Source organism: Paucibacter sp. KCTC 42545 (genome assembly GCF_001477625.1).
In the GTDB taxonomy this organism is placed as follows: domain Bacteria; phylum Pseudomonadota; class Gammaproteobacteria; order Burkholderiales; family Burkholderiaceae_C; genus Paucibacter_A.
Genome location: NZ_CP013692.1, coordinates 1,562,679 through 1,586,055, shown reverse-complemented (window position 1 = coordinate 1,586,055; position 23,377 = coordinate 1,562,679). Strand labels below are relative to the sequence as shown.

Below are 23,377 nucleotides of genomic sequence, written 5' to 3'. Positions count from 1 at the left end.
GCCCTTCCCGGGCCGGACCCCGAACTTGCCGTGCACAGTCGGATTCACACCATGACTAAAAAATCGCTCGAACTCATTCGAACTCGCGCACTCATCGGGAAGTTGATCGAACAAGTCGCTGACCCAAAAGACAAGGCCGACTTCCTGGCCGCACTGCAAAACCCTGACATCTCAGACAGCATTGAACTTCTGAATGAGCTTAAAGGCATCGTCAATGCCGCAAGTCCTGAAGTTGCTGCTGTCGAAGAAAAAGTGTTCGCCAGCAAATCGGAGGCAATGGAATTCCTTTCCAGCACGGTCTTTCCGATGATCAGCAGTCACTTCCGTTTGTTCAAAACCTCGAAGCTTCGACAAGATGAGTACATCGTCATCAACAGAGACTGGCTCGATGACGCCCGAATCTATGACACCTATGCAAGCCCCTTCGATGTCGCAGACCGTTTAGCGTCAATCGGCATCCCAAGCACCGTGCACTACTTCACCCAGAGTTCAGGTGGCAAGTCATCCGTGCAAAAGCTGAATGTTTTGTCGATGTGGCGGCGTGACCCGCAGACGCAATCTGGTCGCCTTAGCACGTTGCAGTACATCCCAGGTGCTTCCGACATCGTTGGCTATGCATTCAACACGTTCAAGGATGTCTCCGTTACCGCTGTCCCTGATGTAGACCTCAGCATCTTTCTTGGGCACATGCAGGACAACTTGTGCAACGGGAACACCCTGCACTACGAGTACTTGCTGAACTGGCTTGCGCACTTGGTTCAACATCCATCCAAGAGGCCGATGACTGCTGTTTCAATCATCGGCGGGCAAGGTACTGGCAAGGGCATCTTCATCGATTTCATTTCCAGAATGCTTGGTGGCCGGAGGAACTGCAACACCACTACTTCGCCGCAGGACACCAAAAACTTCAACACCGCTATCGCTGGCAAGCTTTTTGTGGTGTTCGATGAGGCCACGTTTTCAGGTGATCACCAACAGTCTGACTTTATGAAGAAGTTGGTGACTGAGCCGTATGTTCGGATTGAGCCAAAAGGCATCGATGCCTATGAAGTCGAAAACTATGTTCGGTGTTTCATCACCTCGAACAACATGGAATCGGCAGTTCCAGCCACCATCGGTGCGCGGCGTTGGTTGATTATTGAGTGCAAATGACCTGCACCCTCCCAGCCGTACCAGCGTAATGGAGAGGAAGTCCATCAACCAGGAGAATGATGGACATGAAGAAGAGCAGATTTACTGAGGAACAAATCATTGGGTTCCTGAAGCAGGCCGAGGCCGGCATGCCGATCAAGGAGCTGTGCCGGCAAGGCGGCTTCAGCGACGCCACGTTCTACAAGTGGCGGGCCAAGTACGGCGGCATGCAGGCCACGGATGCCAAGCGACTGCGCGAGCTCGAAGGCGAGAACGCCAAGCTCAAGCGCCTGCTGGCAGAGGCCCACCTGGACATCCACGCGCTCAAGGACGTCTTCGGCGTAAAGCCCTAGCCCCGCAGGTCAGGCGCGACGCGGCGACCCAGATGATTGCCCAGCACCATCTGTCCGAACGCCGCGCGTGCCGCCTGGTGGGGCTCTCCAGAGACAGCTATCGCAACCCGCCCGTGGTCGATGAGGCCACGCAGCAACTCAGCGCCAAGATCGTCGAGATCGCACAGGTGCGGCGCCGCTTCGGCTATCGCCGCATCCATGACGTGCTGCGCCCACAGTTCCCAGGCGTCAATCACAAGCGCGTCTATCGGTTGTACAGCCAGGCGCAGTTGGCGGTGCGCAAGCGCAAGAAGATCAGACGGGCAGCCAGCGAGCGCGTGCCGCTCACCGTGCCGACCCGAGTCAATGAGGTGTGGAGCATGGACTTCGTTTCCGACAGCCTGGCCAATGGCCGGCGTATCAAGTGCCTGACTGTGGCCGACGACTTCACGCACGAGTGTGTGGACATCGCCGTGGACTACGGCATCTCGGGCCAGTACGTGACGCGGTTGCTGGACCGGGCCGCGATCTTCAGGGGCTACCCTGCGGCGGTGAGAACCGACAACGGGCCGGAGTTCACCTGCCGGGCCTTCATCGCTTGGGCGCAAGCTCACGACGTGCGGCACATCCTCATCCAGCCAGGGCGGCCCATGCAGAACGGCTACATCGAGAGCTTCAACGGCAAGTTCCGCGACGAGTGCTTGAACGAGCACTGGTTCCAGACGCTGCCGCAGGCGCGCTCGGAGATCGCCATCTGGCGGCAGGACTACAACGAGGTGAGGCCGCACAGCAGCCTGGGTCGGATACCGCCGGCCGAGTTCGCGCAGCGCCACCGCACCAAGAACCAGGCGCCACCGGCTACACGCAACGAGATCAAGTAACCTTCAACCCGGACTTCCGCATGGCTGGTACGGCGGGAGGGGGCAGGTCAGGTGAGTATCAATGCTGATACTGCACGGGTTTTGAGGAAATGGCGTGCTGTTTGTGAGTCCGAATACATCTACTCAGGCCAGCGTGGAAAACTCACAACTGCTGCCTGGGGACGGATGATCAAAGACTGGTGCAAAGCTGTTGGCAATGAAGGAAACTTCTGCGGGCACACAGCACGAAAGACCTTCGTGCGGGTCCAGTACGACGAGTTCGGAACGTCGCTTCCAGTGCTGATGACCATTCTGAACCATAGCTCAGAGCGGATCACACTAGGCTATATGGGCCGTCTTACCGAAGACGTTGAACAAGCTTACTCCAACGCCATCTGACCCAATACACCGCATAGCTCAATCAAAGCTTGCTTCTGGCCGCTCGGTCTTCTTGCCGCGCTCCTTGCCAGCACTGTCATTGTGTGCCGCTAACTGGTCTTTGATCTGCCTGAACATTGGTGGCAATGTGCAATGACTGCCCCAGTAGTGGCGCTTGAAGATAGCGATGGGCTGCTTTCTGTTGCTCATGGTGTGGGTTCCTCTTAAAGCGCACGACGAGCGTGTGTGAGGTCCAGCAACTGGGTCTTGGTGCAATTGCTGTTGTACTTCGCATTGCTGGTCATCACCGTACCTTGAACGGAAACCACATGCTCAACATTGACGCCACTGAAGCCGTTCTCGGCTCTCAACGTAACGCATACAAGTGACCCATCGTCAGATGTCAGCACTTCTTCAAATGCAACTGACGCGGGATTTCTGGCCGACTTCTTGATGGACTCAAGAGCGCGGACTACGCGTTGAAAGCGGACTTCGACTCGCGCATTCTCGGCAATTTGCTCCGGCGTCAACGGTGGCTGTACAGGTGCTTGTTCAGCAGCGGGCTTTGAAATCAGCACGATTGCCGTTACCAGTGCAAAGCCTGACCTTGCCCCTCTTCCCCGGAGTTCTTAGCAACCTTGTTACGCGGCTTTATCCTGCTGGGCCGCGTGCCAGTTTTTCTCAAACGTCATGGGGCTGACGTAGCCCAGGGTCGAGTGAATTCGACTGTGGTTGTAGAAGGTCAACCAGGCAATCACTTCATCCTTGGCCTGCCGTTTTGTGCTGAACTTCTGACCGTGTAGCCGGCCCACTTTCAGTCGCCCCCACAGGCTCTCCGTCGGCGCATTGTCCCAGCAATCACCCTTGCCGCTCATCGATGAGCGCATGCCGAATTTCTTCAAGTCGCCTTGAAATTCTCGGCTGCAATACTGGCTTCCGCGGTCGCTGTGGAAAATCAGCCCAGGCGCCGGTCGACGCCGAAACCAGGCCATGCGCAGGGCGTCCGTGATCAGGCTGGTTTGCATATGGTCCTGCATGCTCCAGCCCACCACTTGCCGGCTGTGCAGGTCGACGACCGCCGCCAGATAGAGCCAGCCTTCAGCCGTCTCGATGTAGGTGATGTCACTGGTCCACTTCTGATTCGGAGCCTGCGCCTTAAAGTCCCGCCGCAGCAGATTTGGCGCCACCGGCAGGCTGTGCTTGCTGTCCGTGGTCACAACAAATTTGCGCTGGCCGCGCGCACGAATCCCGTGACGCTGCATCAACTTGCGCACCCGTTCCTTGCCCACTCGATGTCCACGCGCAACCAGCTCCTTGGCCATGCGAGGCCAGCCGTACTCCTGACCCACTTCGCCATGGACTGCGCGGATGTGGGTCAGCACCGCTTCATCGCTCAAACGCGGCGTGGCGGCCTTGCTGGGCCTTCTGGCGGCCTTGGCCTTCTGGTGTTCGAAATAGCCGCTCACGCTCACATCCAGGACCTTGCAGCTCAGGCTAACCGGCCACTGAGTCTTCATTTCTTGAATCCAGGCGTACCTTGCAGAAGATCCTGCGCAAAGTACGCCGCCGCTTTTTTTGCGATGTCTCGCTCCATCGTCATCCGAGCCAATTCGGCCCTCAAGCGCGCTAACTCCATCTGCTCAGGCGTCACAGGCTTGTCGCCGGCTCCGCTCAACTTCCCGTCCTCGCTGAGCCGTACCCAGTTGCTCAGACTGGCCTTGGGTATGCCCAAAATCTGCGCCGTCACCGCGGCCGACTGCCCGCCCTTGACCAGGCGAACCGCCTCCATCTTGAACTCCAGCGTGTACTTGCCACGCACCTGCTTTTGCTGACTCATTTCATCGTTCCTCGCTCTGATTTCATCACGAGCTAAGAACTCCGTTTTTTGGGGACAAGGTCACATAGCCATTTGCCAATTACGGCGTATCCGCCTTTGAGCTTCGTGACTTGGAAAGCTCGGTTCGCTGTATTGACAGGGTTTTGCCCTGCTCCGCAAGCAGAGACTTTTGCTCTGCCAGAAGCTCACGCTGATTTTTCAGCACCGCCTTCAGCTCCGACAGGTTTGTATTCTGCTCAGAGAGCGCTACCTTTTGTTCATTAAGAGCTTGGCTCACATTGCCGCTCCGGTCGGCGGGCTCAACCTTCACAATCAGTTCATGTGCTTGGGCCAACATGGAAGTGAACGCAAGTGCTGTAACCAATGCCGTGGAAAAGAGTCGAAAACTCACGTTGAAGTCTCCCTAAAGGTGAACGGAAAGCCAGTATGCCTAACGTCCTGTATGGCGCCCATTGGCGCAGAGTACTGCCAGGGGCCGCAACGCAATCGCGCCTCCAGAAGTTCATCACAGTTTAGCCGTTAGGTCGGCTAGTAGCCGCTCAAGTTAACTGTTCGCGCACTCTACGCGCAGGAACTCAGCACTCAGGTGCTTCGATGACGTGTGAAGTGCTTCCTGCCACCGATGTGGCACCATCAGTGCACATTCTGGGAGGGAAGGAAAAATGGTCAACAAGCTATCACCGGGACACAAAATTGCGCCAATTTCCTTGTATTGCACCTACATGGATGACATCAAGGCCCGTATCAATCGGATCAACAAGATAATTGTTGTGGGTCATTCCCCAATGAAGAGTGAGCCGTGGGACACAGAGGTGGTGTTCCTCTTCTTGCGCAAGAGTCTTGAGCAACTGGTGTTCTCCTGGCTTGTGGCCAACAAAGACGCGTACGCTGATGCGCATAAGGACTTCGCCACCAATTGGAAGCTAAAGAACCTCATCAAACGCATAGCCGCGCTGAATGAGGACTTCTATCCAAAGCCCGTGCTGTTTCCAGAACATGCCAATTCCAATGGGGTCAAGCAACTGGCGGATGTGGAAGACGGGTTTCTTACCTGTGATGAGCTTGAGACGCTTTACGACCTGAGCAGCGAAGTCTTGCACACGTGGAACCCCTATAGACCAGGGGCATGGCATCTGGATACCGGGAAGTCAATAGCTGAGTGGGTTCAGCGCCTACAGCGCTTACTCGATCATCATTACATCCGACTGCTGGACGGTTCTGTTTGGCTTGTTCAAATGGTTCACCCAGTTGACGGGAAGACTCATGCTTTTCTAGCGGCACCTGCTCCGGGTGGAGTCACTGATCTGGCAACCTAGACCCGTCCAATCACCGCATATCAGCACTCAGGTGCTTCGATGACGCGTGATTCGCCACCGACAAAGTGAATGTTGGCGTACCGCTGTTCAGCGGTTTCCTTCGCATCTCGGCCCATCGGGAACATTTCGATGCGCTCAACTACTTGATGGATTTCCGTTGAAATCTTCTCCCGCAGCACACGCAACTGGACCTCATCGGTGGTGTCTCTCAAGGCCCTAAACAAGACCAACCACCCTTGCGGAACGGATGCAACCGAGCTACCCCGAGACACCATCGCATGCACTTTGCGCTCTTGTTCAGCGTGCAACTTTTCAGCAGCTTCAAGATCGTCAATTGCTTGATTCAAGAGCTTCACCATGCCTTTCGCACCTTCCGCAATGGACTCTTGAATGTTGGTGATCTTTGAATTCAATGAGCTGACCTTTGCGGCCAAGGTCGCCAAAGCACTCCGTGCAGCATCCATGTCCGACGCGTCTTTGGCACCGATGACCTTGGCAAAGTCGATGTTGGTCAGCCAGAACAACATGTCCTTTTCGAACTCATCAATCGACCAGCCATGCATCCGGCACTCGGTGCTGCCAGTTCTCGCGCCGTAGCATCCGAAGTACTTGGTCTGAATCTTGGTCTTCGTGGATGTGTAGCTCCCAATGTGCATCGCTGAATTGCAGTACCCGCATGTGAGCAAACCGCTGAACAAGTTCGTGACCGTTTTGCCCTTGCGCGTTGATGCTTTGCCCTTGGCCCGTGTTGCTCGTTTTGACTGCAAGAACACGAACTCGTCGTAGCTAATGACTGGTGGGTAGAAGCCTGGAATGACCTCATCAACACCCTTGACCTTGATGCCACCGTACAGGGCAGGATTGATCAGCACCTTTTGGATGTATGACGGTTGCCAGTGATGTTCCGTACCGTTTTCAGTCCGTTTATCGTCTTCCTTCTGGGACCGTGACCAAGGCGGTGTGTCTTGGTTCAAAAGGTTCACGATGCTGTGATTGCCAGCACCGTCCATTGCCAGCTTGACGATTCGCTTGATGACCTCTACACGCTCAGTGTTGAGGCTGTAAGTTCTGTTCCTCGGTGGTCCGTCCACGTTGATCCACATCGGCACCATGCCCGTCATTGGCTTCTTTTCCGTAACGGCAAGCTGCCTTCTCCGCTCCCATGAGTCACACAACCGGTCTGACTTCAAGTTGCTCTCAGCGTTGGCCCGGTTCATTTCCATCAGCGCTTCGAAAAGCTGGAACATGTTTTGGTCAATGCTGGCTGTGGAGAACTTCTTTGGCGGATCGGTCAGCGTGACCAAGTTCAGACCAGCTTCCACGATGGTCATAAAGATATTCAGGGCTTCACGCGGGGTGGCCCGAGAAAGCCTATCGAAGCTTTCTATAATCAGGGTTGCACCACTTGGGACCTTTCCCGCCTGAATCGCCTGCAAAAACAGGCTCAACGCACCTTTGTTGACGTTCGTTTTGTCCCAAGCTGAAACGCCCAAATCCCTAAAGCTCAACGCACGGTCTATGACCAAGCCGTTGGCTGCGGCGTACGCTTCCGCTTTCTCTACCTGCCGGATCAATGAAGAACCCTCGCTTTGCGCTGAAGAGCTGAATCGAGCGTACGAAATTGCTATGTTTGACATGTGTTGCCCACCTCACAGGTACGGAATTTGAAGCTGGCTGAACGTTTACGTTTTATTGAACCATTTTACGTCATGGAATGTGCCAAGGCCGCCAGCGAGATCGCTCGCGGGCCTTTGTGCGACCCGGCCCAGGGTGGCCGGCCCATGATTTACCTGAACATCGGTGAGCCTGACTTCGGTGCCGCGCCAGCGGTGCAAGCCGCGGCACAGGCCTGCATCAGCCAAGGCCTGACCCAGTACACCGCCGCCACCGGCTTGCCCGCATTGCGCGAGGCCTTGGCGGCCTGGTACCAGCAGCACTTCGGCCTGAGCATTGCGGCCGAGCGCATCGTCATCACCGCTGGCGCCTCGGCCGCCTTGCAACTGGCCTGCCTGGCCTTGTTCGAGCGCGGCGACGAAGTGCTGATGCCCGACCCTTGCTACCCCTGCAACCGCCATTTTGTGGCCGCAGCGGATGCCCGCGCCGTGCTGCTGCCCACCGGACCCGAACAACGCTTTCAACCCAGCAGCGCGCAAGTCAGCGCCGCCTGGGGGCCGCAGACTCGCGGCGTGGTGCTGGCCTCGCCCAGCAACCCCACCGGCACCTCGATCGAGCCGGCCGAGTTGCGCGCCATCGTCGAGACGGTGCGTGCCCACGGCGGTATCAGCATCGTCGATGAGATCTACCTGGGCCTGAGCTACGACCCGCGCTTTGCCGGCTCGGCCCTGGCGCTGGGCGAGGACGTGATCTCGGTCAACAGCTTTTCCAAATACTTCGGCATGACCGGCTGGCGCCTGGGCTGGCTGGTGCTGCCGCCGGACTTGGTGGCGCCCATAGAAAAGCTGGCGCAAAACCTCTTCATCTGCCCTTCCACCATCGCCCAGCACGCCGCTTTGGCCGCGTTTGAACCCGCATCCATCGCCGAGTTCGAGCGTCGCCGCGAGTTGCTGCGCGAACGCCGCGACTTCATCGTGCCGGCCCTGCAAGCCCTGGGCTTCAAAGTGCCGGTCGTGCCCGATGGCGCCTTCTATGTGTGGATGGACTGCAGCGATCTGCACCCCAATGCCTGGGACTTCGCCTTTGAGCTGATGCACAGCGCGCAAATCGCCCTCACCCCCGGGCGCGATTTCGGCCGCATCGGCGCCGAGCGCTGGCTACGCCTGTCCTTCGCCAGCAGCCTGGAAGATTTGCAAGCCACCGTGGCGCGCCTGAGCGAGGTGCTGCGCCCCCGCCGCCCATGACGACCGCGTACAAGCATTCCATCAGAATTTATTGGGAAGACACGGACGCCGGCGGCGTCGTGTTTTACGCCAACTACCTGAAGTTTTTCGAGCGTGCCCGCACCGAATGGCTGCGCGCCCTCGGCTTCGAGCAAGAAGCCATGCGCCACGCAGAGGGCGCCATGTTCATCGTCAGCAGCACGCAGGTGCGCTACCTGCGCCCCGCGCGCCTGGATGATTGGCTGACCATCACGGTCGAGATTCACGAACTGGGCCGCGCCAGCATGGTGCTGTTCCAGCAAGCTTGGCGCGCTGACACGCTGCTGAGCGAAGGCGAGATTCGCATCGGCTGTGTAGCCAGCGACATTGTGGCCAGCAAGGGCCAAAGCCAAGACTTCAAACCCACCCGTATTCCTGCCGCCTTGTTTGCGGCGCTTGTCGAGCAAAAATGAACCAAGACCTTTCCATTGTTGCCCTGATCCTGCATGCCAGCCTGGCCGTCCAGCTGGTCATTACTGCGCTCTTGCTGATGTCCCTGGCCAGTTGGAGCGTGATCTTCAGCAAGCTGATTTCCATCAACCGCATCAACAAGGGCAACGAGGATTTCGAGCAGGAATTCTGGTCCGGCAAAAACCTCAACGAACTCTACAGCGGTGTCTCCAACCGCACCGACGGCGCGCCGCTGGAGCGCATCTTCGCCTCCGGCATGCGCGAGTTCTTGAAGCTGCGTGAGCGCCGTGTCACCGAACCCAATGCCTTACTGGACGGCGCCCGCCGCGCCATGCGCGCAAGCTTCCAGCGTGAGCTCGATGCGATGGAAAGCAATCTCTCCTTCCTGGCCTCGGTGGGTTCGGTCTCGCCCTATGTGGGCTTGTTCGGCACCATCTGGGGCATCATGCATGCCTTCGTCGGCCTGTCCAATCTGACCCAGGTGACCCTGGCCACGGTGGCGCCCGGCATTGCCGAAGCCCTGGTGGCCACGGCCATCGGCCTGTTCGCCGCCATCCCGGCCGTGCTGGCTTACAACCGCTTCGCGCGCCAAATCGACCGCAGCGCCATCACGCTGGAATCCTTCATCGAAGAGTTCAGCAATATCTTGCAGCGCAACGCCAGCCAGCCCCCGGCCGGCGCAGCCAGCCACAGCCGCTAAGCCATGGCCGCCATCAGCTCGCGCGGCTCACGCCGCCGCCGCACCATCAATGAAATCAATATGGTGCCCTTCATCGATGTGATGTTGGTGCTGCTGATCATCTTCATGGTCAGCGCCCCGCTCATCACCACCGGCCTGGTGGACTTGCCCAGCGTGGGCAAGAGCCGCGCTCAACCCGAGCATGTGATCCATGTGATCGTGGGCGCCGACGAGAAGCTCAAGCTCAAGCTCGACAAAGAAGAGGCCGAAGGCATTAAGCTCAACCACCTGGCCGACCGCGTCAAGAGCGCGCAAGCCGGCGAGGCCAGCACGCCCGTGGTGATCTCGGCCGACAAGAGCGTCAAGTACGAGGCCGTGGTCAAGGTCATGGACGTGCTGCAAACCGCTGGCATCCAACGCGTGGGCCTGGCCGTGCGCAGTGGTGCGAGCAACGACAGCAAGGCGCCCTGACCCGCAGATGACTGCCGCGATGAACGCCTTCTCGCTTCCCGCCAAAGACCCTTTGCGTCCGCCCGCAGCGCCCGGCCTGGGGCGTGGCCTCGGCTTTGCCGTGATCGCCCATGCCGCCTTGCTGGCGGCCTTGAGCGCTGGCGTGAGCTGGCGCAGCGAAAGCACGCCGGCCTTCGAGGCCGAGCTGTGGTCCGCTGTGCCGCAGGCCGCCGCGCCCAAGGAGCAATTGCCGCCCGAACCCGAGCCTGAGGCCGAGCCCATCAAGCCGCCGCCCAAGCCCGTGGTGGCACCACCTCCTCCACCGCCGCCGCCCGATTTGCAGGCCGAGCGCGATGCGGAGATCGCCATCGCCAAGGCCAAAGAGAAAAAGAAGAAGGACGAGCTGGAGGCCAAGCGCTTGGCCGAGCTCGAAGCCCAGCGCAAGAAGGACAAGGAACGCGAAAAGGCGGAGCGCGAGCGGCTGGAGAAGCTGGAGAAACTGGCTAAGCAAGAAAAACAAGAGAAACAAGAAAAGCAGGCCAAGCTCGCCAAAGAAGCCAAGGACGCTGAAGCCAAAAAGCTCAAGGAAAACGCAGCCGCGACGGCCAAGGCCGAAGCGCAACGCCAGGAAAACCTGCGGCGCATTCAAGGCCTGGCAGGCGCCAGCGGCGCACCTGACTCGCGCGGCACGGCCCTGCAGTCCAGCGGCCCTTCGGCCAACTATGCGGGCCGCATCAAGGCACGCATCCGGCCCAACATCATCTACCCCGAGACCGGCGTGGCCAACCCCGTCGCCGAGGTGGAAGTGCGCACCGCGCCGGACGGCAACATCATCGCCCGCAAGCTGCTCAAGCCCAGTGGCGACAGCGACTGGGACAACGCCGTGCTGCGCGCCATCGACAAGACCGAGACCCTGCCCCGCGACACCGACGGGCGGGTGCCTTCGGTCTTGGTGATCAGCTTCAAGCCGCGGGAGTAAGGCGGCGCGGCTAGAGGCCCGGTGGCTTAAGCGCGCCGGCCCAGCCATGCGTCCAAGGACCAACGCCCCGAGCCCCACAGCGCCACCAACAGCAAGAGCACGCCCCAAAGCTGGTGGCCGGCCAAGGCGGCCGGGGCCAACTCGCTCAAGCTAAGCACCGCCATCAAGTTGACGACGCTCAGGCCCAGGGCGGCAAAACGCCCGCCCAGGCCCAGCACCAATAAGACCGGCAGGACCAACTCGCCCGCGGTGCCCAGGTAGGCGGCCAGCTCAGGAGGCAGCAGGGGCACGTGGTATTCGTCTTCAAACAAGGCCAAGGTGCTGGACCAGTCACGCAGCTTGGACAGGCCAGACAAAAAGAACACCTGGGCCACGTAAAGGCGTGCCAGCAACAGCCCTAGCGACTGCGCTTGGCTCAAGAGTTGCCGCATCCAAGTCGGCAGCGGTCGGCCAGTCGGGTCGCTGAGTTGCGAGCCCAGGCCGGGATCACGGCACAGCCGCAAGAAAGCAAATGCGATGGTTTTCATTCGATCGTCCTCAAAGATTTGAATCGCTCGGTGATGGCGAAATCGGGCCGGCCGCATCCGCTTGGACGGGCGCCAATGTTTCGACCGCCTGTACCCACCCTCGCTGCAAGGCTTGTTGAAGCCAAGCGCCGAAGTCAAAGTCCGGCGCCGCGGCCAAAGCCTCCTGCAAGGCACTGTCGAGGTCGCGCCCTTGCAGCGTGGCGGCCATCAACGCAGCATCGCCCGCACCCAAGATCTGCTGCTCGGCACGCCAGACTTCGCGCCACACCAGCACATGCTGACGCGGCTGTTCCGCATTCAGGCCACAGACCTGCGGCAGCAAATGCAGGAGGCACAACCCCGGCCTAAGACACAAGCGCAGCACCTCAGGCGACTGGCTTTGCAGCAAGTTCAAAGACTCAACATCCAGTCGGCTGTCTGCAGCGCGTTCGGCCGCATGCCTAGCCCAGCCCAGGCGGGCCAAATCGCACAGCCACGCCTCCACGCCGGGCTGAGCCGCCAAGAACTCAGGCAAGGCCTGACCCCATTCAGCCAAGTCACCCTGGCTGGGTGGGCTGGCGCGCCAGAAGGCCCAGGCCAAGGTGTCAAATGACGCCTGCCCCAGCTCATTCAACAACAGCGGATGGGCGGCAGCCAAAGATCGCGCCGCCAGCCCTTGAGCATTGCGGCGATAGGTCTGGATGCCATCCGCCTCGGTAAGTCCAGGCAGAGCCCGCCAGCCTGTCGCCGCCAACAGGTCTTGGGCCTTGTCCCAACTGCCGGCCTGTATCGCCGCCAGCAAGGCTTGCTGAGCGGCGATCATGATGGCTCCGGCTGCGCCACCAGGGCGCACTCGGCCATGATGCGCTCGGCCTGAGCCGCCTCGTCCAGCAGCACCGCGAGTTCCGGCACATCGTTGTCCCACTCGATCAGGCTGAGTTGTGGCCCAAAGCGCTGAACAGCATGACGGTAGACCTGCCAGACCTCCGGGCCGACCCGGCTGCCGTGGTCGTCGACCACGATGCCGGGCAGTTCGGCATGGCCCGCCAGATGAATCTCACCCACCAAGCCCGGGCTCAAGGCATCGACCCAGGCACAAGCCGCATCGGCCGCTGCCGCTTTGTCCAAGCCCGCATTGCGGGCGTTGACGACCAGATTGTTCACATCCAACAGCAGGCCGCAGCCGCTGCGCTGGCACAGCTGATTGAAGAATTCCGGTTCAGCCAGAGTGTCATTGCCCCAGGCCAGATAGGCGCTGAGGTTCTCCACCAAGATCTGGCGCTGCAGGCGCTCCTGCACTTGTTGCACATGCCGGCACATCAGATCCAGGCTGGCATCAGTAAAGGCAATCGGCAGCAGATCGCTGCCATGCACAAAGCCAGGCCCCATCTGACTGGCCGGCACGCGGGCGAAGCTGGCGTGCTCCGACACCCGCAGCGGCTCGACGCGAGCCACCAAATCCGCCAGCTGATCCAGATGAGTGCTGTCCAGCCCGCAGGCCGAACCCAGCGACAGGCCTACCCCATGCAGGCTGATGGGGTAATGCTCGCGTGCCCCCATCAACACCGCCATGGCCGCGCCGCCGCTGGCAAAGAAATTTTCGGAATGAAGCTCCAGAAAGCGCAGCGGTGGGCGCTGCGACATCAGGCTTTCGTAGTGCGGCTGTCGCCAGCCAATGCCCACCGATGATGAGGTCTCCTGAAGCTTCATCACTGGCTCACTTCTTGGCGGCCTTCATCTTGGCCTTGGCCTCTTCGGCACTCATGCCGCCAAGGCTCTTGCATTGGCCTTTGGGCACATAGTTCCATTCCTCAGCGGCGTCACCCGCCTTGGACTGGCCGGCACAGGAATGGCTGCCGCTGAGGTTGGCGCAGTCGTTTTGGCCGGCCTTGGCAATGCCGTAGCACTTCTCGCGGGCGACTTTGTCGTCAGCTGCGGCGGCTTGAGCGACCAAGCCAAGAGACAGGGCGCCCGCCAGGGCGGAAGAAACAAGCAGGGAAGTTTTCATGGTCGGTCCTCATTGAGGTTGAAAAAGGTTGAGGGAGTCAAAGCGTCTGTGAATTCAAGCCAACAGCGAATCACTCGCCCCACTAGGTCGCACCAGCCCCAGTCCTACTTACACTGCGCACAAGAAAAATTTTCGAGAGCCCCGCATGACCGACATGGCCAACCGCCTGCAAGCCCTGCGCCCCCAGCTGCTGAAGTACGCCCAGCTACAGCTGCGCAATGCCGCCTGGGCGGAAGATGCGGTCTCCGAGACGCTGCTGGCCGCGCTGGAGAAGCCGCAGAGCTTTGCCGGCCAGTCGCAACTCAAGACTTGGCTGATCGGCGTGCTCAAACACAAGCTGGTGGACCAGATCCGCCGCAATAGCAAAGAAATGTCCACCACCGCCGAAGACGGGCAAGACCTCGATGAAGACTTGTTCCGCCCCGATGGCCATTGGCGCGAGACCCCGCAAGACTGGGGCGACCCCGAACACTGCCTACGCCAGCAGGACTTCATGCGCGTGCTGGAGGCCTGCGTGGAGCATCTGCCGGGCCAGCAAGGCCGCTTATTCATGATGCGCGAATGGCTGGAGCTCGATAGCGATGAAATCTGTAAGGCGCTGGGCATCAGCTCGACCAATCTCTGGGTCATGTTGCACCGCGCACGTTTGCGCCTGCGCGAATGCCTGCAACTGAACTGGTTCGATGCCCAAGGATCCCAAGCATGAGCAAGCCCATGCGCAACTGCCGTGAAATCACCGCCCTGGTGCTGCAAGCCGAAGACCGTCGGCTGGGCCTGGGTGAACGCCTGAGCGTTCGCATGCACATGCTGATTTGCAAGGCCTGCCCGCGCTTCCTCAAACAAGTCAGCCTGATGCGCAAGGCCAGTGCCCGCTGGCGCAGTTATAGCGAAGAGTAGGCCCGCTGTTTGTGGCAATTCCGAGCTTCACCCCGAGCCGCGCCAAGTAGCATCCGCCTCACGTGCAGTGTGCGCGTGGTCCGCCCTGCCCGCCCTGCCTGATACGACCCTGGAGATTTGAATGCGCGATTTGTCTGCCCCGCTAGCCTGGCCAAATGGCAAGCCAGAGGCTGGTGTGGGCTCCGCCGCTCAGCCCGCCGACAAGCCTAGCTTTGTCTGGCCCATGCCGCCTTATGCGGCCTACCCGCTGGCCTTGCCGCAAACCTCGGCCGAGCCCTGCGAGGTGCTGGGCACCAATGGCAGCCGCAGCCCCGGCCATCTGATCCTGCTCGCACCGTCGGAGCGGGTAGCGCAAATCATGGTGCCGCCGGCCCGCCATGCGATTCCGCTGAAGTTCACCCAATTCCGCGTGCTCAAGCTGCTGCGCCCGGTGCAAGTGCCGCCGCACGACGACACCTTGGCGCTGGATGAACGCCCCCGCAGCCCCTTCAAGCTGCGCTTTGTGGGCGGCGGCGAACTCAAGGGCCGCACCATCGGCCATGTGCAGAATGAGCTGGGCCTGTTCCTGTTTCCGCCTCTGAGCGACCGCGACGACTCCGTGCTGCGCGTCTTCATCCCGAACGAGTCGCTGGACAAATTCGAGGTCGGCGAGCGCATCGGCGATGTGCTCTTGAAAGAAAACCTCGCCACCGCCGCGCAGATCAACGAAGCCGCCTTCGCGCAGCAGGAAATGCGCTCGCGCCGGGTGGGCGACATCTTGGTGGCCGAGCGCATCGTCAGCGCCGAACAGCTGATGATGGCGATTGAACAGCAAGCCCGCATGCCCATGGTGCGCATCGGCGAAGCCTTGCTGGCCTTGGAGCTGATCACCGAGGAGCAACTGGAATATGCGCTGGAGTTGCAGCGCGAAGACCGCTCGGTACCGCTGGGTGAGTTGCTGGTGCGCCGCGGCATCGTCAGCCGCCAGGCCTTGCAATCGGCCCTGGCCCGCAAGATGGGCTACCCGATTGTGGACGTGGACGCCTTTGCCATCGAGGCCGATGCGGTCAAGACCCTGCCCTTCGCCGTGGCCAAGCGCCTGGAAGTGCTGCCTCTGCTGATCCGCGATGGCCGCCTGATCGTGGCGATGGAAGACCCAACCCGCCGCGAGGCGCTGGATGAGGTTGAGTTCATCTCCCAACTTAAAGTCACCCCAACGCTGACCAAGCTGGGCACCCTGGCGCTGGCCATCCCGATCACCTACGAGCGCTACGGCGGCGACAGCGTCAGCCGCAGCGAGTTGATGCCCAGCATGCCTGGCATGGACTTCTCGCTCGACCGGGCCGACCAGCTGATCGAAACCCTGGAGCGCGAGGTCAATGGCCGCGAAGGCCGCGACGGGCGCGACGACGACACCCCGATCGAGCAAAGCGACAACTCGCTGGTGCGCCTGATCAACACCATGATCATCGACGCCAGCACGCAGGGCGTGTCCGACATTCACATCGAGACCTATCCGGGTAAGGAAAAGCTCAAGATCCGCTTCCGCCGTGACGGTGTGCTCAAGCCCTATCTGGAGCTGCCCAACACCTACCGCAACGCCATGATCGCCCGCATCAAGATCATGTGCGAGCTCGACATCTCCGAGCGCCGCAAGCCGCAAGACGGCAAGATCAATTTCGCGCGCTTCTCACCCCAGCACCGACTGGAGCTGCGCGTGGCCACCATCCCCACCAATAACGGGCTGGAAGATGTGGTGATGCGTTTGCTGGCCTCCTCCAAGCCGCTGCCGCTAGAAAAGCTGGGCCTGACCGCGCGCAACCTGGAAGAGCTCAAAAAAGCCGTCGCCCGCCCCTACGGCATGGTGCTGTGCGTGGGCCCGACGGGCTCGGGCAAGACCACCACCCTGCACTCGGCGATGAGCTATATCAACACGCCCGAGCGCAAGATCTGGACCGCCGAGGACCCGGTGGAAATCACCCAGGCCGGCCTGCGCCAGGTGCAGGTCAACCCCAAGATCGACTGGACTTTTGCCAAGGCCTTGCGGGCCTTTCTGCGCGCCGACCCGGACGTGATCATGGTGGGCGAAATCCGCGATGAGGAAACCGGCGAAATCGCCGTTGAAGCCTCGTTGACCGGCCACTTGGTGATGTCCACCCTGCACACGAATAGCGCGGCCGAGACCATCACCCGCCTGCTGGACATGGGCATGGACCCCTTCAACTTTGCCGACTCGCTGCTGGCCGTGCTGGCCCAGCGCCTGGTGCGGCGCTTGTGCACCAGCTGCCGCACTTCGCAGCCCATCGCCCAGGCTGAGCTGGACGAAATGCTGGACGACTATCTGAAGATCTACCCCGCGGAAGCCCGCCCGCCCCGCCAAACCGTGCTGGACGAATGGACCAAGGCCTACGGCCAGAACGGACAGATCCTGCGCTACCACAGCCCCGGTTGCCCGGTCTGCGAGAACAGTGGCTTCAAGAGCCGCGCCGGCCTGCACGAGCTGCTGGTGGTGTCCAAGACCTTGCGGCGCCAGATCCAGACCGGCGCACGCGCCGAGGAACTGCTGCAGACCGCCCTGCTGGAGGGCATGCTGTCCTTGCGCCAGGACGGTATTCTCAAAGTCTTGCAAGGCATCACCACCATGGGCGAGGTCCGCGCCACCAGCAACGCCTAGAGAACCTAGAGAAAAAAGAAGAGACGATATGGACGCCGATCTGAACCCCAGCCCCGCCAACAGCAGCGCGGCCGCGCCGCCGAAGAAGGTCAGACTCGGCGACGTGCTGGTCCAGCAGCAGCTAATCTCCGAGCAGCAACTCAGCCAGGCTCTGGAGTTGCAACGCGCCAGCGGCAAGAAGCTGGGCCGCTTGCTGATCGACGCCGGACTGATCACCGAAGAGGCCCTGGCCCATGTGCTGGCGCGGCAGCTGCGCATCCCCTTCGTCAACCTCAAGACCTTCCCGCTCAAGACCGAGCTGGTGCGCCTGCTGTCCGAAACCCCTGCGCGGCGTTTCCGCGCCATCGTGCTGGAAGATCGTGGCGAGGCCTTGCTGGTGGCCATGGCCGACCCGCTGGACCTGTTCGCCTACGACGAGCTGAGCCGCGTGCTCAAGCGCCGCATCAGCATGGCCGTGGTGGCAGAAAGCCAATTGCCCACAGCCTTTGACCGCCATTACCGGCGCAGCGAAGAAATCAGCGGCCTGGCCAAGGCGCTGGAAAAAGACATTGGTGACACGGTCGACTTCGGCGCCTTGCAGGCCAGCGTGGGCCAAGAGGGCGCGCCCGTGGTGCGCCTGCTGCAAAGCGTGTTCGAAGACGCCACTCAAGCCGGGGCGTCCGATGTGCACATCGAGCCGCAAGAGGGCGAGCTGCTGATCCGCACCCGTATCGACGGCGTGTTGCAGACGCAGACCCATGCCGACAAGCGCATCGCCGCCGCCCTGTCGCAGCGGCTCAAGCTGATGGCTGGCCTGGACATATCTGAGAAGCGCCTGCCGCAAGACGGCCGCTTCACCCTGCGCCTGCGCGACAAAACGATTGATGTGCGCCTGTCCACCCTGCCCGGCCAATACGGCGAGTCGGTGGTGATGCGTTTGCTGGGCCAGGGCACAGCCATCCGGCGCCTGGGCCAGATCGAGATGCCAGCCGATATGCTGGCGCGCTTTCGCGAGATCCTCGGTCAGCAATCGGGCATGGTGCTGGTCACCGGCCCCACCGGCTCGGGCAAGACCACCACGCTCTACGCCGCCCTGAGCGAGCTCAATGCCGAACAAAGCAAGATCATCACCGTGGAAGACCCGGTGGAATACCGACTGCCCGGCCTGACCCAGGTGCAGGTAAACGAAAAGATCGAGCTGGACTTTGCCCGCGTGCTGCGCGCCACCTTGCGCCAAGACCCGGACGTGATTCTGGTCGGTGAAATGCGTGACCCGCAGACGGTGGAGATTGGCCTGCGCGCGGCCATCACCGGCCATATGGTGCTGTCCACCCTGCACACACGCGATGCGATGAGTACGCCGTTCCGCCTGCTCGATATGGGCGCGCCGCCCTTCATGGTCGCCACCTCGCTGCAAGCGGTGATCGCCCAGCGCCTCTTGCGCGCCGTGTGCGAGCACTGCGCAGAAGATCATCACCCGAATGCGCAAGAGGCCGCGTGGCTGGCGGCAGTGGCCGGTGCAGACGCTGCCGGCATCACGACTCGCAAGGGCGTGGGTTGCTCACAGTGCAATGGCACCGGCTATGCCGGGCGCCGCGGCATTTACGAGATGCTGGAGATGAATGCCGATATGGCCGTGGCCGTGCAGCGCGGCGACGCCGCCGGCTTTATGCAAGCCGCCCGCCTCAGCCTCAAGGGCAAGACCCTGGCCGACCGCGCTCTGGCACTGGTCAAGGCGGGCAAGACCTCGCTGAGTGAAGCCATGCGAATCTCTTTTGACAACGACGACTGATGCAAGCCTTTGCCTGGCGAGGACGCAATAACCGCGGCGAATTGCTGGATGGCGTGATCGACGCCACCGACGCCGATGCGGTCGCCGCGCAACTGATGGCCGGTGGCGTGATCCCCGTCAGCATTGCCCTCAACGGCGGCAGCGGCGCCAGCATCAGCGCGCCCCAGCAAGACTGGCTGCAGATGCTGCAGAACCGGCCGGTCAGCACCGAAGACTGTCTGGTCATGACCCGCCAGCTCTACACCTTGCAAAAAGCCGGCGTGCCCATCCTGCGCTCGCTCGCCGGCCTTGAGGCCTCGACCGCACAGCCCGCCATGATTGCCCTGCTGCAAGACCTGCGCGCCAGCCTGGACCAGGGCCGCGAGTTGGCCACGGCCATGGGCCGCCACCCCAAGGTCTTCAGCCCCTTCTACATCGCCATGGTGCGAGTGGGCGAGATGACCGGCAAGCTGACCGAGGTGCTGCTGCGCCTGTCCCAACACCTGGAGTTTGAACTCGACATCCGCGCCCGCATCAAGCAGGCGCTGCGGTACCCGGTAATGGTGCTGGTGGCAATGGCGATTGCCATCATCGTCATCAATATCTTCGTGCTGCCCACTTTCGCGGCCGTGTTTGCCGGCTTCAAGGCCGAGCTGCCACTGATGACCAAGCTGCTGCTGGGCTTTTCCGCCTGGACCCTGCGCTGGTGGCCGATGGTGATTGCCGGCAGCGCCGGCCTGGTGATGCTGATCCGCAGCTATCTGGCCACGCCGAACGGGCGCTACCGCTGGGACCGCCGCAAGCTGCGCCTGCCGATTGCCGGCGAGATTGTGCTCAAGGCCACGCTGGCCCGCTTCGCCCGCAGCTTTGCCCTGGCCTACAGCTCGGGCGTGCCCATCAGCCAGGCCATGACGGTGGTGGCGCAGACGGTGGAGAACGCCTACATCGGCAGCCGCATCGAGCAAATGCGTGACGGCGTGGAACGCGGTGAAAGCATTTCGCGCTGCGCTGCCGCCTCCGGTGTCTTCACGCCCATCGTCTTGCAGATGATCGCCGTGGGCGAGGAAACCGGTGAACTGGATGGGCTGATGCTAGAGATCGCCGGCATGTATGAGCGCGAAACCGACTACAGCATCAAGGGCCTGTCGGCCTCGATCGAGCCCGTCTTGCTGCTGATCATCGGCGTACTGGTTTTGATCCTGGCACTGGGCGTGTTTCTGCCGCTGTGGAACCTGGGCCAGGCGGCCATGGGCCGGGGTGGCTGACAGGGATGGCCGATAGGGATGGCCGATAGGGATGGCGAGGGCGTGATGAAGTGCACGCACGCGCAGGAAGCAAAAGGGATTAGCTTGGCAAAAGTCTGCAATATCTCAAACAAGGCCAAGGTCGCCCGATATAGAGTGTGAAACATAGCTTGAGCCTTGCTTGCCGCTGCCAGACAAAGATGGCAGCCACAGCAATCAAGGTATTCACTGCATCAATGGCATTGACGATTTCTCCGACATTCCGACTCCCCAACCGAAGGACAAACATGAAAAAGCAAGCCGGCTTCACTTTGATCGAACTCGTCATGGTCATCGTCATTCTGGGCATCTTGGCCGCCGTGGCCTTGCCCAAGTTCGTTGACCTGAAAACCGATGCCAAGCAGGCAGCAGTGGCCGGTGTAGCCGGTGCCCTGAGCAGCGCCTCGGCCGTCAACTACGCTGCCCGCAAGGCCAAGGGCGCCACCAGCGCGACCACCGCCATCACCACCTGCGGCTCCGTCGCCAATGCTTTGCAAGGCGGCATGCCCGCCACTGTCGTGATCACCCCGGCCATTGCCGCCTCGGCTGTGCCGGCCGACACCTCGGTGGCCACCTGCACCGTGCAAGACTCCGTCGACAACACCATCACGGCCAGCTACACGGCCATCGGCATCCTGTAATCGGCGGGCTCGCCCGGCCAATCCCAAACCCCTTGTGTTCCAGCCTTCACAAGACCGGGCCAGGGGCTTTACGCTGATCGAGCTGGTCGTCGTCATGACGATGATTGGCGCCCTGGCGGTCTTCGCCTTGCCGCGCCTGCTGGACACCGAGATGTGGCGCTTACGCGCCTTCTCGGATGACTTGCAAAGCCAGATGCAAGCCATGTTGCGCCTGTCCCTGGTGCAACGCCGCCCCATCGTCGCCAGCATCAGCGGCACGGGCGCCAGCTTTGCCTACGCTGCCGGCGGCGCGCTGGGCACCGTCAGCTGCCCAGCCACGTCCAGCCCCTGCATCGCGGAGAGCGCGGTCCGAACCATTACCTTCAACCACGCCAACAGCGGCAGCAGCATCACCTCCACCGCTGCGGCCATGCCCGTCACGGTCAGCGTGGGCGGCTTCAGCCAGGCCTTTGTGTTGGAGAACGAGACCGGCCTGTTCTACGCCAGCCCATGATGAGCACGCGCGCCTCTACCGCCACACGCTCCCTCATCCGCCCCACGGCCAGGCCCCAACGCGGCTTGTCCATGATCGAGCTGATCATGTTCATCGTCGTCATCGGCGCGGCGCTGGCGGGGGTCTTGAAGATTTTTGTGCAGGCCGGCGCCAGCAGCGCCGACCCGCAAATGCAACGCCAGGCGCTGGCGATTGCCGAGTCGCTGATGGAAGAGGTGCAGCTGCAAGCCTTCACCTATTGTGACCCCGACGACGCCAATCTGGAAACTGCGGCCAGCAGCGCCGGCTGCGCCAGCCAGGTGGAAAACCTCGGCCCCGAGGCCGGGGAGACCCGCTTCGGCACGCCGCAGTTCGACAATGTCAATGACTACATGGGCTATGCCATGAACGCCGGCATCGTCGACATCAACAACGTCGCGGTGTCAGGTCTTGCCGGCTACAGCGCCAACATCGATGTGGCCAACGCGGCGCTGGGCAGCATCAGCCAGGCCAGCGGCGACGCGCTGCTGATCACCGTCACCGTCAACGGCCCCGGCGGCACGCAAGTCGTACTCAGCGGCTACCGCAGCCGGCACTCGCCCAATGCCGCACTTTAAGCATTTGCCTCTTGCTGCACGGTCCGGCCGCGCCCGGAGCCAGGCCGGCTTCACCTTGATCGAGGCGGTGATCGTGATCGTGCTGACGGGCATTCTGGCCGCCATCGTCAGCGTCTTCATCGTCTCGCCGGTGCAGAACTATCTGGCCACCGCCGCCCGCGCCCAGCTGGTCGACCAGGCCGACACCGCCATGCGCCGCATCGCGCGCGACCTGACCCTGGCCCTGCCCAATAGCGCCCGAGTCACTGCGAATGGTCTGAGCCTGGAGCTGATTCCCACCACCGGTGCGGCGCGTTATGCCACCCAAGGTGCCGACCCGCTGCAGTTCGGTGTGCTGGACACCAGCTTCAATCTGGTCGGTCCGGGCCTGGACCTAGGCAACAGCCAGCAATTGGTGTTCTACAACCTCGGCCCCGATGTGCCCGACGCCAATGCCTATGCCGATAACTCATCGGCCGTCACGCAGGCCACCTCAAACCGTCGCAGCGCCAGCAATGGCGCCGGCCCGGCCACCAGCATCAGCCTCAATTCGCTGGCCGCCCTGCCGGTGGGCTTGTTCGCCGAGCCCTATCGGGTCTACGCCGTCAGCGCCCCGGTCACCTACCGCTGCGACCTGAGCGCCGGCGTGCAGACCCTGAGGCGCTATCAGAACTACGGCTTTATGCCCAACCAACCCGACCCGCCCAGCACCGGGAGCAGCACCGTGCTGGCCACCGGCGTGAGCGCCTGCAATTTCAGCTATGCCCCGGCCGCCGTGGCCGCGCGCGCTGCGCTGGTGACGCTGAAACTGACGCTCAGCGCCGACACTCGCTCCGGCACCGAGTCGGTTTCGCTCTACCATGCCATCCACATTGACAACCTGCCCTGAGCCGCGCCCTTTGATGAGAGGATTCACCTTGATTTCCATGCTCTTCATCTTGGTGGTGCTGGCGGCGCTGGGCGCGGCCATGGCCAAGTTCAGCATGCGCCAGCAGCTCGGCAGCAGCAGCGAGTTGGCGGCGGCCAAGGCCATGCAGGCCGCCAATGCCGGGTTGGAGTGGGCTAGCTTTCAAGTGCTTCGCCCAGCGGCGGCGCCCGCCTGCTTTGGCGCCACCAATATCGCCCTGCCCGGCAATCTGAGTGACTTTGTGGTCAGCATCAGCTGCAACCTGAGCAGCGGCAGCGACGGCGGCAACACGCTGAACTTCTACCAAATCACTGCCACCGCCTGCAACGCGCCGAGTGCGGGCGCCTGCCCCACCACTGCGGCGCTCAACCCCAGCTATGTCGAGCGGCAATTGACACGCCGCTTGGTGCGCTGA

At 61.6% G+C, this 23,377-nt stretch carries 28 protein-coding genes; 19 read left to right on the top strand and 9 right to left on the bottom strand.

The window, feature by feature from the left end:
- The first annotated feature begins 51 nt into the window (after window positions 1-51).
- From AT984_RS07085 to AT984_RS22415, 3 genes are all read left to right on the top strand, one after another.
- Complete coding sequence (locus AT984_RS07085; RefSeq protein WP_058719495.1) at window positions 52-1,152, top strand: primase-helicase family protein; 1,101 nt, start codon at window positions 52-54, stop codon at window positions 1,150-1,152.
- 65 nt (window positions 1,153-1,217) lie between these two features.
- A protein-coding gene (locus AT984_RS07075) for an IS3 family transposase (protein ID WP_442952147.1) occupies window positions 1,218-2,344 on the top strand; the annotation gives its coding sequence in 2 pieces (ribosomal slippage) (window positions 1,218-1,461 and window positions 1,461-2,344; 1,128 coding nt in all).
- A 51-nt stretch (window positions 2,345-2,395) separates the two neighbouring features.
- On the top strand, window positions 2,396-2,722 hold the full coding sequence (locus AT984_RS22415; protein WP_197418266.1) for a tyrosine-type recombinase/integrase: 327 nt from the start codon (window positions 2,396-2,398) through the stop codon (window positions 2,720-2,722).
- An 18-nt stretch (window positions 2,723-2,740) separates the two neighbouring features.
- On the opposite strand, the gene AT984_RS22880 is transcribed toward AT984_RS22415, so the two are convergent.
- The 4 genes from AT984_RS22880 to AT984_RS07055 form a co-directional block, all read right to left on the bottom strand.
- Window positions 2,741-2,911: a hypothetical protein gene (locus AT984_RS22880; RefSeq protein ID WP_156421927.1), complete on the bottom strand. Its 171-nt coding sequence runs from the start codon at window positions 2,909-2,911 to the stop codon at window positions 2,741-2,743.
- 14 nt (window positions 2,912-2,925) lie between these two features.
- The gene (locus AT984_RS22875; RefSeq protein WP_156421926.1) at window positions 2,926-3,279 is read right to left on the bottom strand and encodes a hypothetical protein; all 354 of its coding nucleotides are present in this window, start codon (window positions 3,277-3,279) and stop codon (window positions 2,926-2,928) included.
- A gap of 63 nt (window positions 3,280-3,342) precedes the next feature.
- Window positions 3,343-4,538 (bottom strand): IS3 family transposase gene (locus AT984_RS07065; protein ID WP_156421925.1). Its coding sequence is split into 2 segments (ribosomal slippage): window positions 3,343-4,280 and window positions 4,280-4,538, totalling 1,197 coding nucleotides; the frame shifts between segments, so codons are not numbered across the junction.
- A gap of 79 nt (window positions 4,539-4,617) precedes the next feature.
- The gene (locus AT984_RS07055; RefSeq protein ID WP_156421924.1) at window positions 4,618-4,929 is read right to left on the bottom strand and encodes a hypothetical protein; all 312 of its coding nucleotides are present in this window, start codon (window positions 4,927-4,929) and stop codon (window positions 4,618-4,620) included.
- A gap of 271 nt (window positions 4,930-5,200) precedes the next feature.
- Between AT984_RS07055 and AT984_RS07050 the strand changes: the two genes are divergently transcribed.
- Window positions 5,201-5,854 (top strand): hypothetical protein, encoded by a 654-nt coding sequence (locus AT984_RS07050; RefSeq protein ID WP_156421923.1) that lies wholly within the window; start codon window positions 5,201-5,203, stop codon window positions 5,852-5,854.
- A gap of 20 nt (window positions 5,855-5,874) precedes the next feature.
- On the opposite strand, the gene AT984_RS07045 is transcribed toward AT984_RS07050, so the two are convergent.
- On the bottom strand, window positions 5,875-7,491 hold the full coding sequence (locus AT984_RS07045; RefSeq protein WP_082679841.1) for a recombinase family protein: 1,617 nt from the start codon (window positions 7,489-7,491) through the stop codon (window positions 5,875-5,877).
- Window positions 7,492-7,518: 27 nt separating this feature from the next.
- Between AT984_RS07045 and AT984_RS07040 the strand changes: the two genes are divergently transcribed.
- Genes AT984_RS07040 through tolA form a run of 5 tightly spaced genes read left to right on the top strand, consistent with a single transcriptional unit; the run spans window position 7,519 to window position 11,249 of the window.
- Window positions 7,519-8,712, top strand: coding sequence for a pyridoxal phosphate-dependent aminotransferase (locus AT984_RS07040; RefSeq protein ID WP_058719488.1), 1,194 nt, complete (start codon window positions 7,519-7,521; stop codon window positions 8,710-8,712).
- Window positions 8,709-9,143, top strand: a complete 435-nt coding sequence (gene ybgC, locus AT984_RS07035; RefSeq protein ID WP_058719487.1) for a tol-pal system-associated acyl-CoA thioesterase — start codon at window positions 8,709-8,711, stop codon at window positions 9,141-9,143. The genes AT984_RS07040 and ybgC overlap by 4 nt, the downstream gene beginning before the upstream one ends.
- Complete coding sequence (gene tolQ / locus AT984_RS07030; RefSeq protein WP_058719486.1) at window positions 9,140-9,841, top strand: protein TolQ; 702 nt, start codon at window positions 9,140-9,142, stop codon at window positions 9,839-9,841. Before ybgC ends, tolQ begins: the two co-directional genes overlap by 4 nt.
- A 3-nt stretch (window positions 9,842-9,844) precedes the next feature.
- On the top strand, window positions 9,845-10,291 hold the full coding sequence (tolR, locus tag AT984_RS07025; RefSeq protein WP_058719485.1) for a protein TolR: 447 nt from the start codon (window positions 9,845-9,847) through the stop codon (window positions 10,289-10,291).
- Window positions 10,292-10,310: 19 nt separating this feature from the next.
- Window positions 10,311-11,249 (top strand): cell envelope integrity protein TolA, encoded by a 939-nt coding sequence (gene tolA, locus AT984_RS07020; RefSeq protein WP_058719484.1) that lies wholly within the window; start codon window positions 10,311-10,313, stop codon window positions 11,247-11,249.
- Window positions 11,250-11,275: 26 nt separating this feature from the next.
- Here tolA and AT984_RS07015 read toward each other — a convergent pair whose 3' ends face one another.
- From AT984_RS07015 to AT984_RS07000, 4 genes are all read right to left on the bottom strand, one after another.
- Complete coding sequence (locus AT984_RS07015) at window positions 11,276-11,680, bottom strand: DoxX family protein (RefSeq protein WP_058722142.1); 405 nt, start codon at window positions 11,678-11,680, stop codon at window positions 11,276-11,278.
- Between the two features lie 106 nt (window positions 11,681-11,786).
- Complete coding sequence (locus tag AT984_RS07010; protein WP_058719483.1) at window positions 11,787-12,578, bottom strand: HvfC/BufC family peptide modification chaperone; 792 nt, start codon at window positions 12,576-12,578, stop codon at window positions 11,787-11,789.
- A complete protein-coding gene (locus tag AT984_RS07005) occupies window positions 12,575-13,465 on the bottom strand; it encodes a DUF692 domain-containing protein (protein WP_058719482.1) in 891 nt (296 codons plus the stop codon). Before AT984_RS07005 ends, AT984_RS07010 begins: the two co-directional genes overlap by 4 nt.
- 7 nt (window positions 13,466-13,472) lie before the next feature.
- Window positions 13,473-13,763 carry a BufA1 family periplasmic bufferin-type metallophore gene (locus AT984_RS07000; RefSeq protein ID WP_058719481.1) on the bottom strand — a complete coding sequence of 97 codons (291 nt, stop codon included), beginning with the start codon at window positions 13,761-13,763 and terminating at the stop codon, window positions 13,473-13,475.
- 145 nt (window positions 13,764-13,908) lie between these two features.
- Between AT984_RS07000 and AT984_RS06995 the strand changes: the two genes are divergently transcribed.
- From AT984_RS06995 to AT984_RS06950, 10 genes are all read left to right on the top strand, one after another.
- Window positions 13,909-14,469: a sigma-70 family RNA polymerase sigma factor gene (locus AT984_RS06995; protein WP_058719480.1), complete on the top strand. Its 561-nt coding sequence runs from the start codon at window positions 13,909-13,911 to the stop codon at window positions 14,467-14,469.
- Entirely contained in the window at window positions 14,466-14,660 is a 195-nt protein-coding gene (locus AT984_RS06990; RefSeq protein ID WP_058719479.1) for a zf-HC2 domain-containing protein, read from the top strand. Before AT984_RS06995 ends, AT984_RS06990 begins: the two co-directional genes overlap by 4 nt.
- Before the next feature lie 121 nt (window positions 14,661-14,781).
- Window positions 14,782-17,313: a GspE/PulE family protein gene (locus tag AT984_RS06985; RefSeq protein WP_082679840.1), complete on the top strand. Its 2,532-nt coding sequence runs from the start codon at window positions 14,782-14,784 to the stop codon at window positions 17,311-17,313.
- A gap of 28 nt (window positions 17,314-17,341) precedes the next feature.
- Window positions 17,342-19,084 (top strand): GspE/PulE family protein, encoded by a 1,743-nt coding sequence (locus tag AT984_RS06980; RefSeq protein ID WP_058719478.1) that lies wholly within the window; start codon window positions 17,342-17,344, stop codon window positions 19,082-19,084.
- Window positions 19,084-20,328, top strand: coding sequence for a type II secretion system F family protein (locus AT984_RS06975; RefSeq protein WP_058719477.1), 1,245 nt, complete (start codon window positions 19,084-19,086; stop codon window positions 20,326-20,328). The genes AT984_RS06980 and AT984_RS06975 overlap by 1 nt, the downstream gene beginning before the upstream one ends.
- A gap of 266 nt (window positions 20,329-20,594) precedes the next feature.
- Window positions 20,595-20,987: a type II secretion system protein gene (locus AT984_RS23835; protein WP_058719476.1), complete on the top strand. Its 393-nt coding sequence runs from the start codon at window positions 20,595-20,597 to the stop codon at window positions 20,985-20,987.
- Between the two features lie 34 nt (window positions 20,988-21,021).
- A complete protein-coding gene (locus tag AT984_RS23830) occupies window positions 21,022-21,480 on the top strand; it encodes a type II secretion system protein (RefSeq protein ID WP_058719475.1) in 459 nt (152 codons plus the stop codon).
- The gene (locus AT984_RS06960; protein WP_058719474.1) at window positions 21,480-22,076 is read left to right on the top strand and encodes a type IV pilus modification PilV family protein; all 597 of its coding nucleotides are present in this window, start codon (window positions 21,480-21,482) and stop codon (window positions 22,074-22,076) included. Before AT984_RS23830 ends, AT984_RS06960 begins: the two co-directional genes overlap by 1 nt.
- Window positions 22,063-22,944, top strand: coding sequence for a PulJ/GspJ family protein (locus AT984_RS06955; protein ID WP_058719473.1), 882 nt, complete (start codon window positions 22,063-22,065; stop codon window positions 22,942-22,944). The genes AT984_RS06960 and AT984_RS06955 overlap by 14 nt, the downstream gene beginning before the upstream one ends.
- Window positions 22,945-22,972: 28 nt before the next feature.
- Window positions 22,973-23,377 (top strand): agglutinin biogenesis protein MshP, encoded by a 405-nt coding sequence (locus AT984_RS06950; protein WP_156421922.1) that lies wholly within the window; start codon window positions 22,973-22,975, stop codon window positions 23,375-23,377.

Coding starts and splice junctions, on each gene's coding strand:
- AT984_RS07085 (WP_058719495.1), top strand. CDS start 52: ATGACTAAAAAATCGCTCGAACTCATTCGAACTCGCGCACTCATCGGG.
- AT984_RS22880 (WP_156421927.1), bottom strand. CDS start 2,911: ATGAGCAACAGAAAGCAGCCCATCGCTATCTTCAAGCGCCACTACTGG.
- AT984_RS07050 (WP_156421923.1), top strand. CDS start 5,201: ATGGTCAACAAGCTATCACCGGGACACAAAATTGCGCCAATTTCCTTG.
- AT984_RS07045 (WP_082679841.1), bottom strand. CDS start 7,491: ATGTCAAACATAGCAATTTCGTACGCTCGATTCAGCTCTTCAGCGCAA.
- ybgC (WP_058719487.1), top strand. CDS start 8,709: ATGACGACCGCGTACAAGCATTCCATCAGAATTTATTGGGAAGACACG.
- tolQ (WP_058719486.1), top strand. CDS start 9,140: ATGAACCAAGACCTTTCCATTGTTGCCCTGATCCTGCATGCCAGCCTG.
- tolR (WP_058719485.1), top strand. CDS start 9,845: ATGGCCGCCATCAGCTCGCGCGGCTCACGCCGCCGCCGCACCATCAAT.
- tolA (WP_058719484.1), top strand. CDS start 10,311: ATGAACGCCTTCTCGCTTCCCGCCAAAGACCCTTTGCGTCCGCCCGCA.
- AT984_RS07015 (WP_058722142.1), bottom strand. CDS start 11,680: ATGCGGCAACTCTTGAGCCAAGCGCAGTCGCTAGGGCTGTTGCTGGCA.
- AT984_RS07010 (WP_058719483.1), bottom strand. CDS start 12,578: ATGATCGCCGCTCAGCAAGCCTTGCTGGCGGCGATACAGGCCGGCAGT.
- AT984_RS07005 (WP_058719482.1), bottom strand. CDS start 13,465: ATGAAGCTTCAGGAGACCTCATCATCGGTGGGCATTGGCTGGCGACAG.
- AT984_RS07000 (WP_058719481.1), bottom strand. CDS start 13,763: ATGAAAACTTCCCTGCTTGTTTCTTCCGCCCTGGCGGGCGCCCTGTCT.
- AT984_RS06995 (WP_058719480.1), top strand. CDS start 13,909: ATGACCGACATGGCCAACCGCCTGCAAGCCCTGCGCCCCCAGCTGCTG.
- AT984_RS06990 (WP_058719479.1), top strand. CDS start 14,466: ATGAGCAAGCCCATGCGCAACTGCCGTGAAATCACCGCCCTGGTGCTG.
- AT984_RS06985 (WP_082679840.1), top strand. CDS start 14,782: ATGCGCGATTTGTCTGCCCCGCTAGCCTGGCCAAATGGCAAGCCAGAG.
- AT984_RS06980 (WP_058719478.1), top strand. CDS start 17,342: ATGGACGCCGATCTGAACCCCAGCCCCGCCAACAGCAGCGCGGCCGCG.
- AT984_RS06975 (WP_058719477.1), top strand. CDS start 19,084: ATGCAAGCCTTTGCCTGGCGAGGACGCAATAACCGCGGCGAATTGCTG.
- AT984_RS23835 (WP_058719476.1), top strand. CDS start 20,595: ATGAAAAAGCAAGCCGGCTTCACTTTGATCGAACTCGTCATGGTCATC.
- AT984_RS06960 (WP_058719474.1), top strand. CDS start 21,480: ATGAGCACGCGCGCCTCTACCGCCACACGCTCCCTCATCCGCCCCACG.
- AT984_RS06955 (WP_058719473.1), top strand. CDS start 22,063: ATGCCGCACTTTAAGCATTTGCCTCTTGCTGCACGGTCCGGCCGCGCC.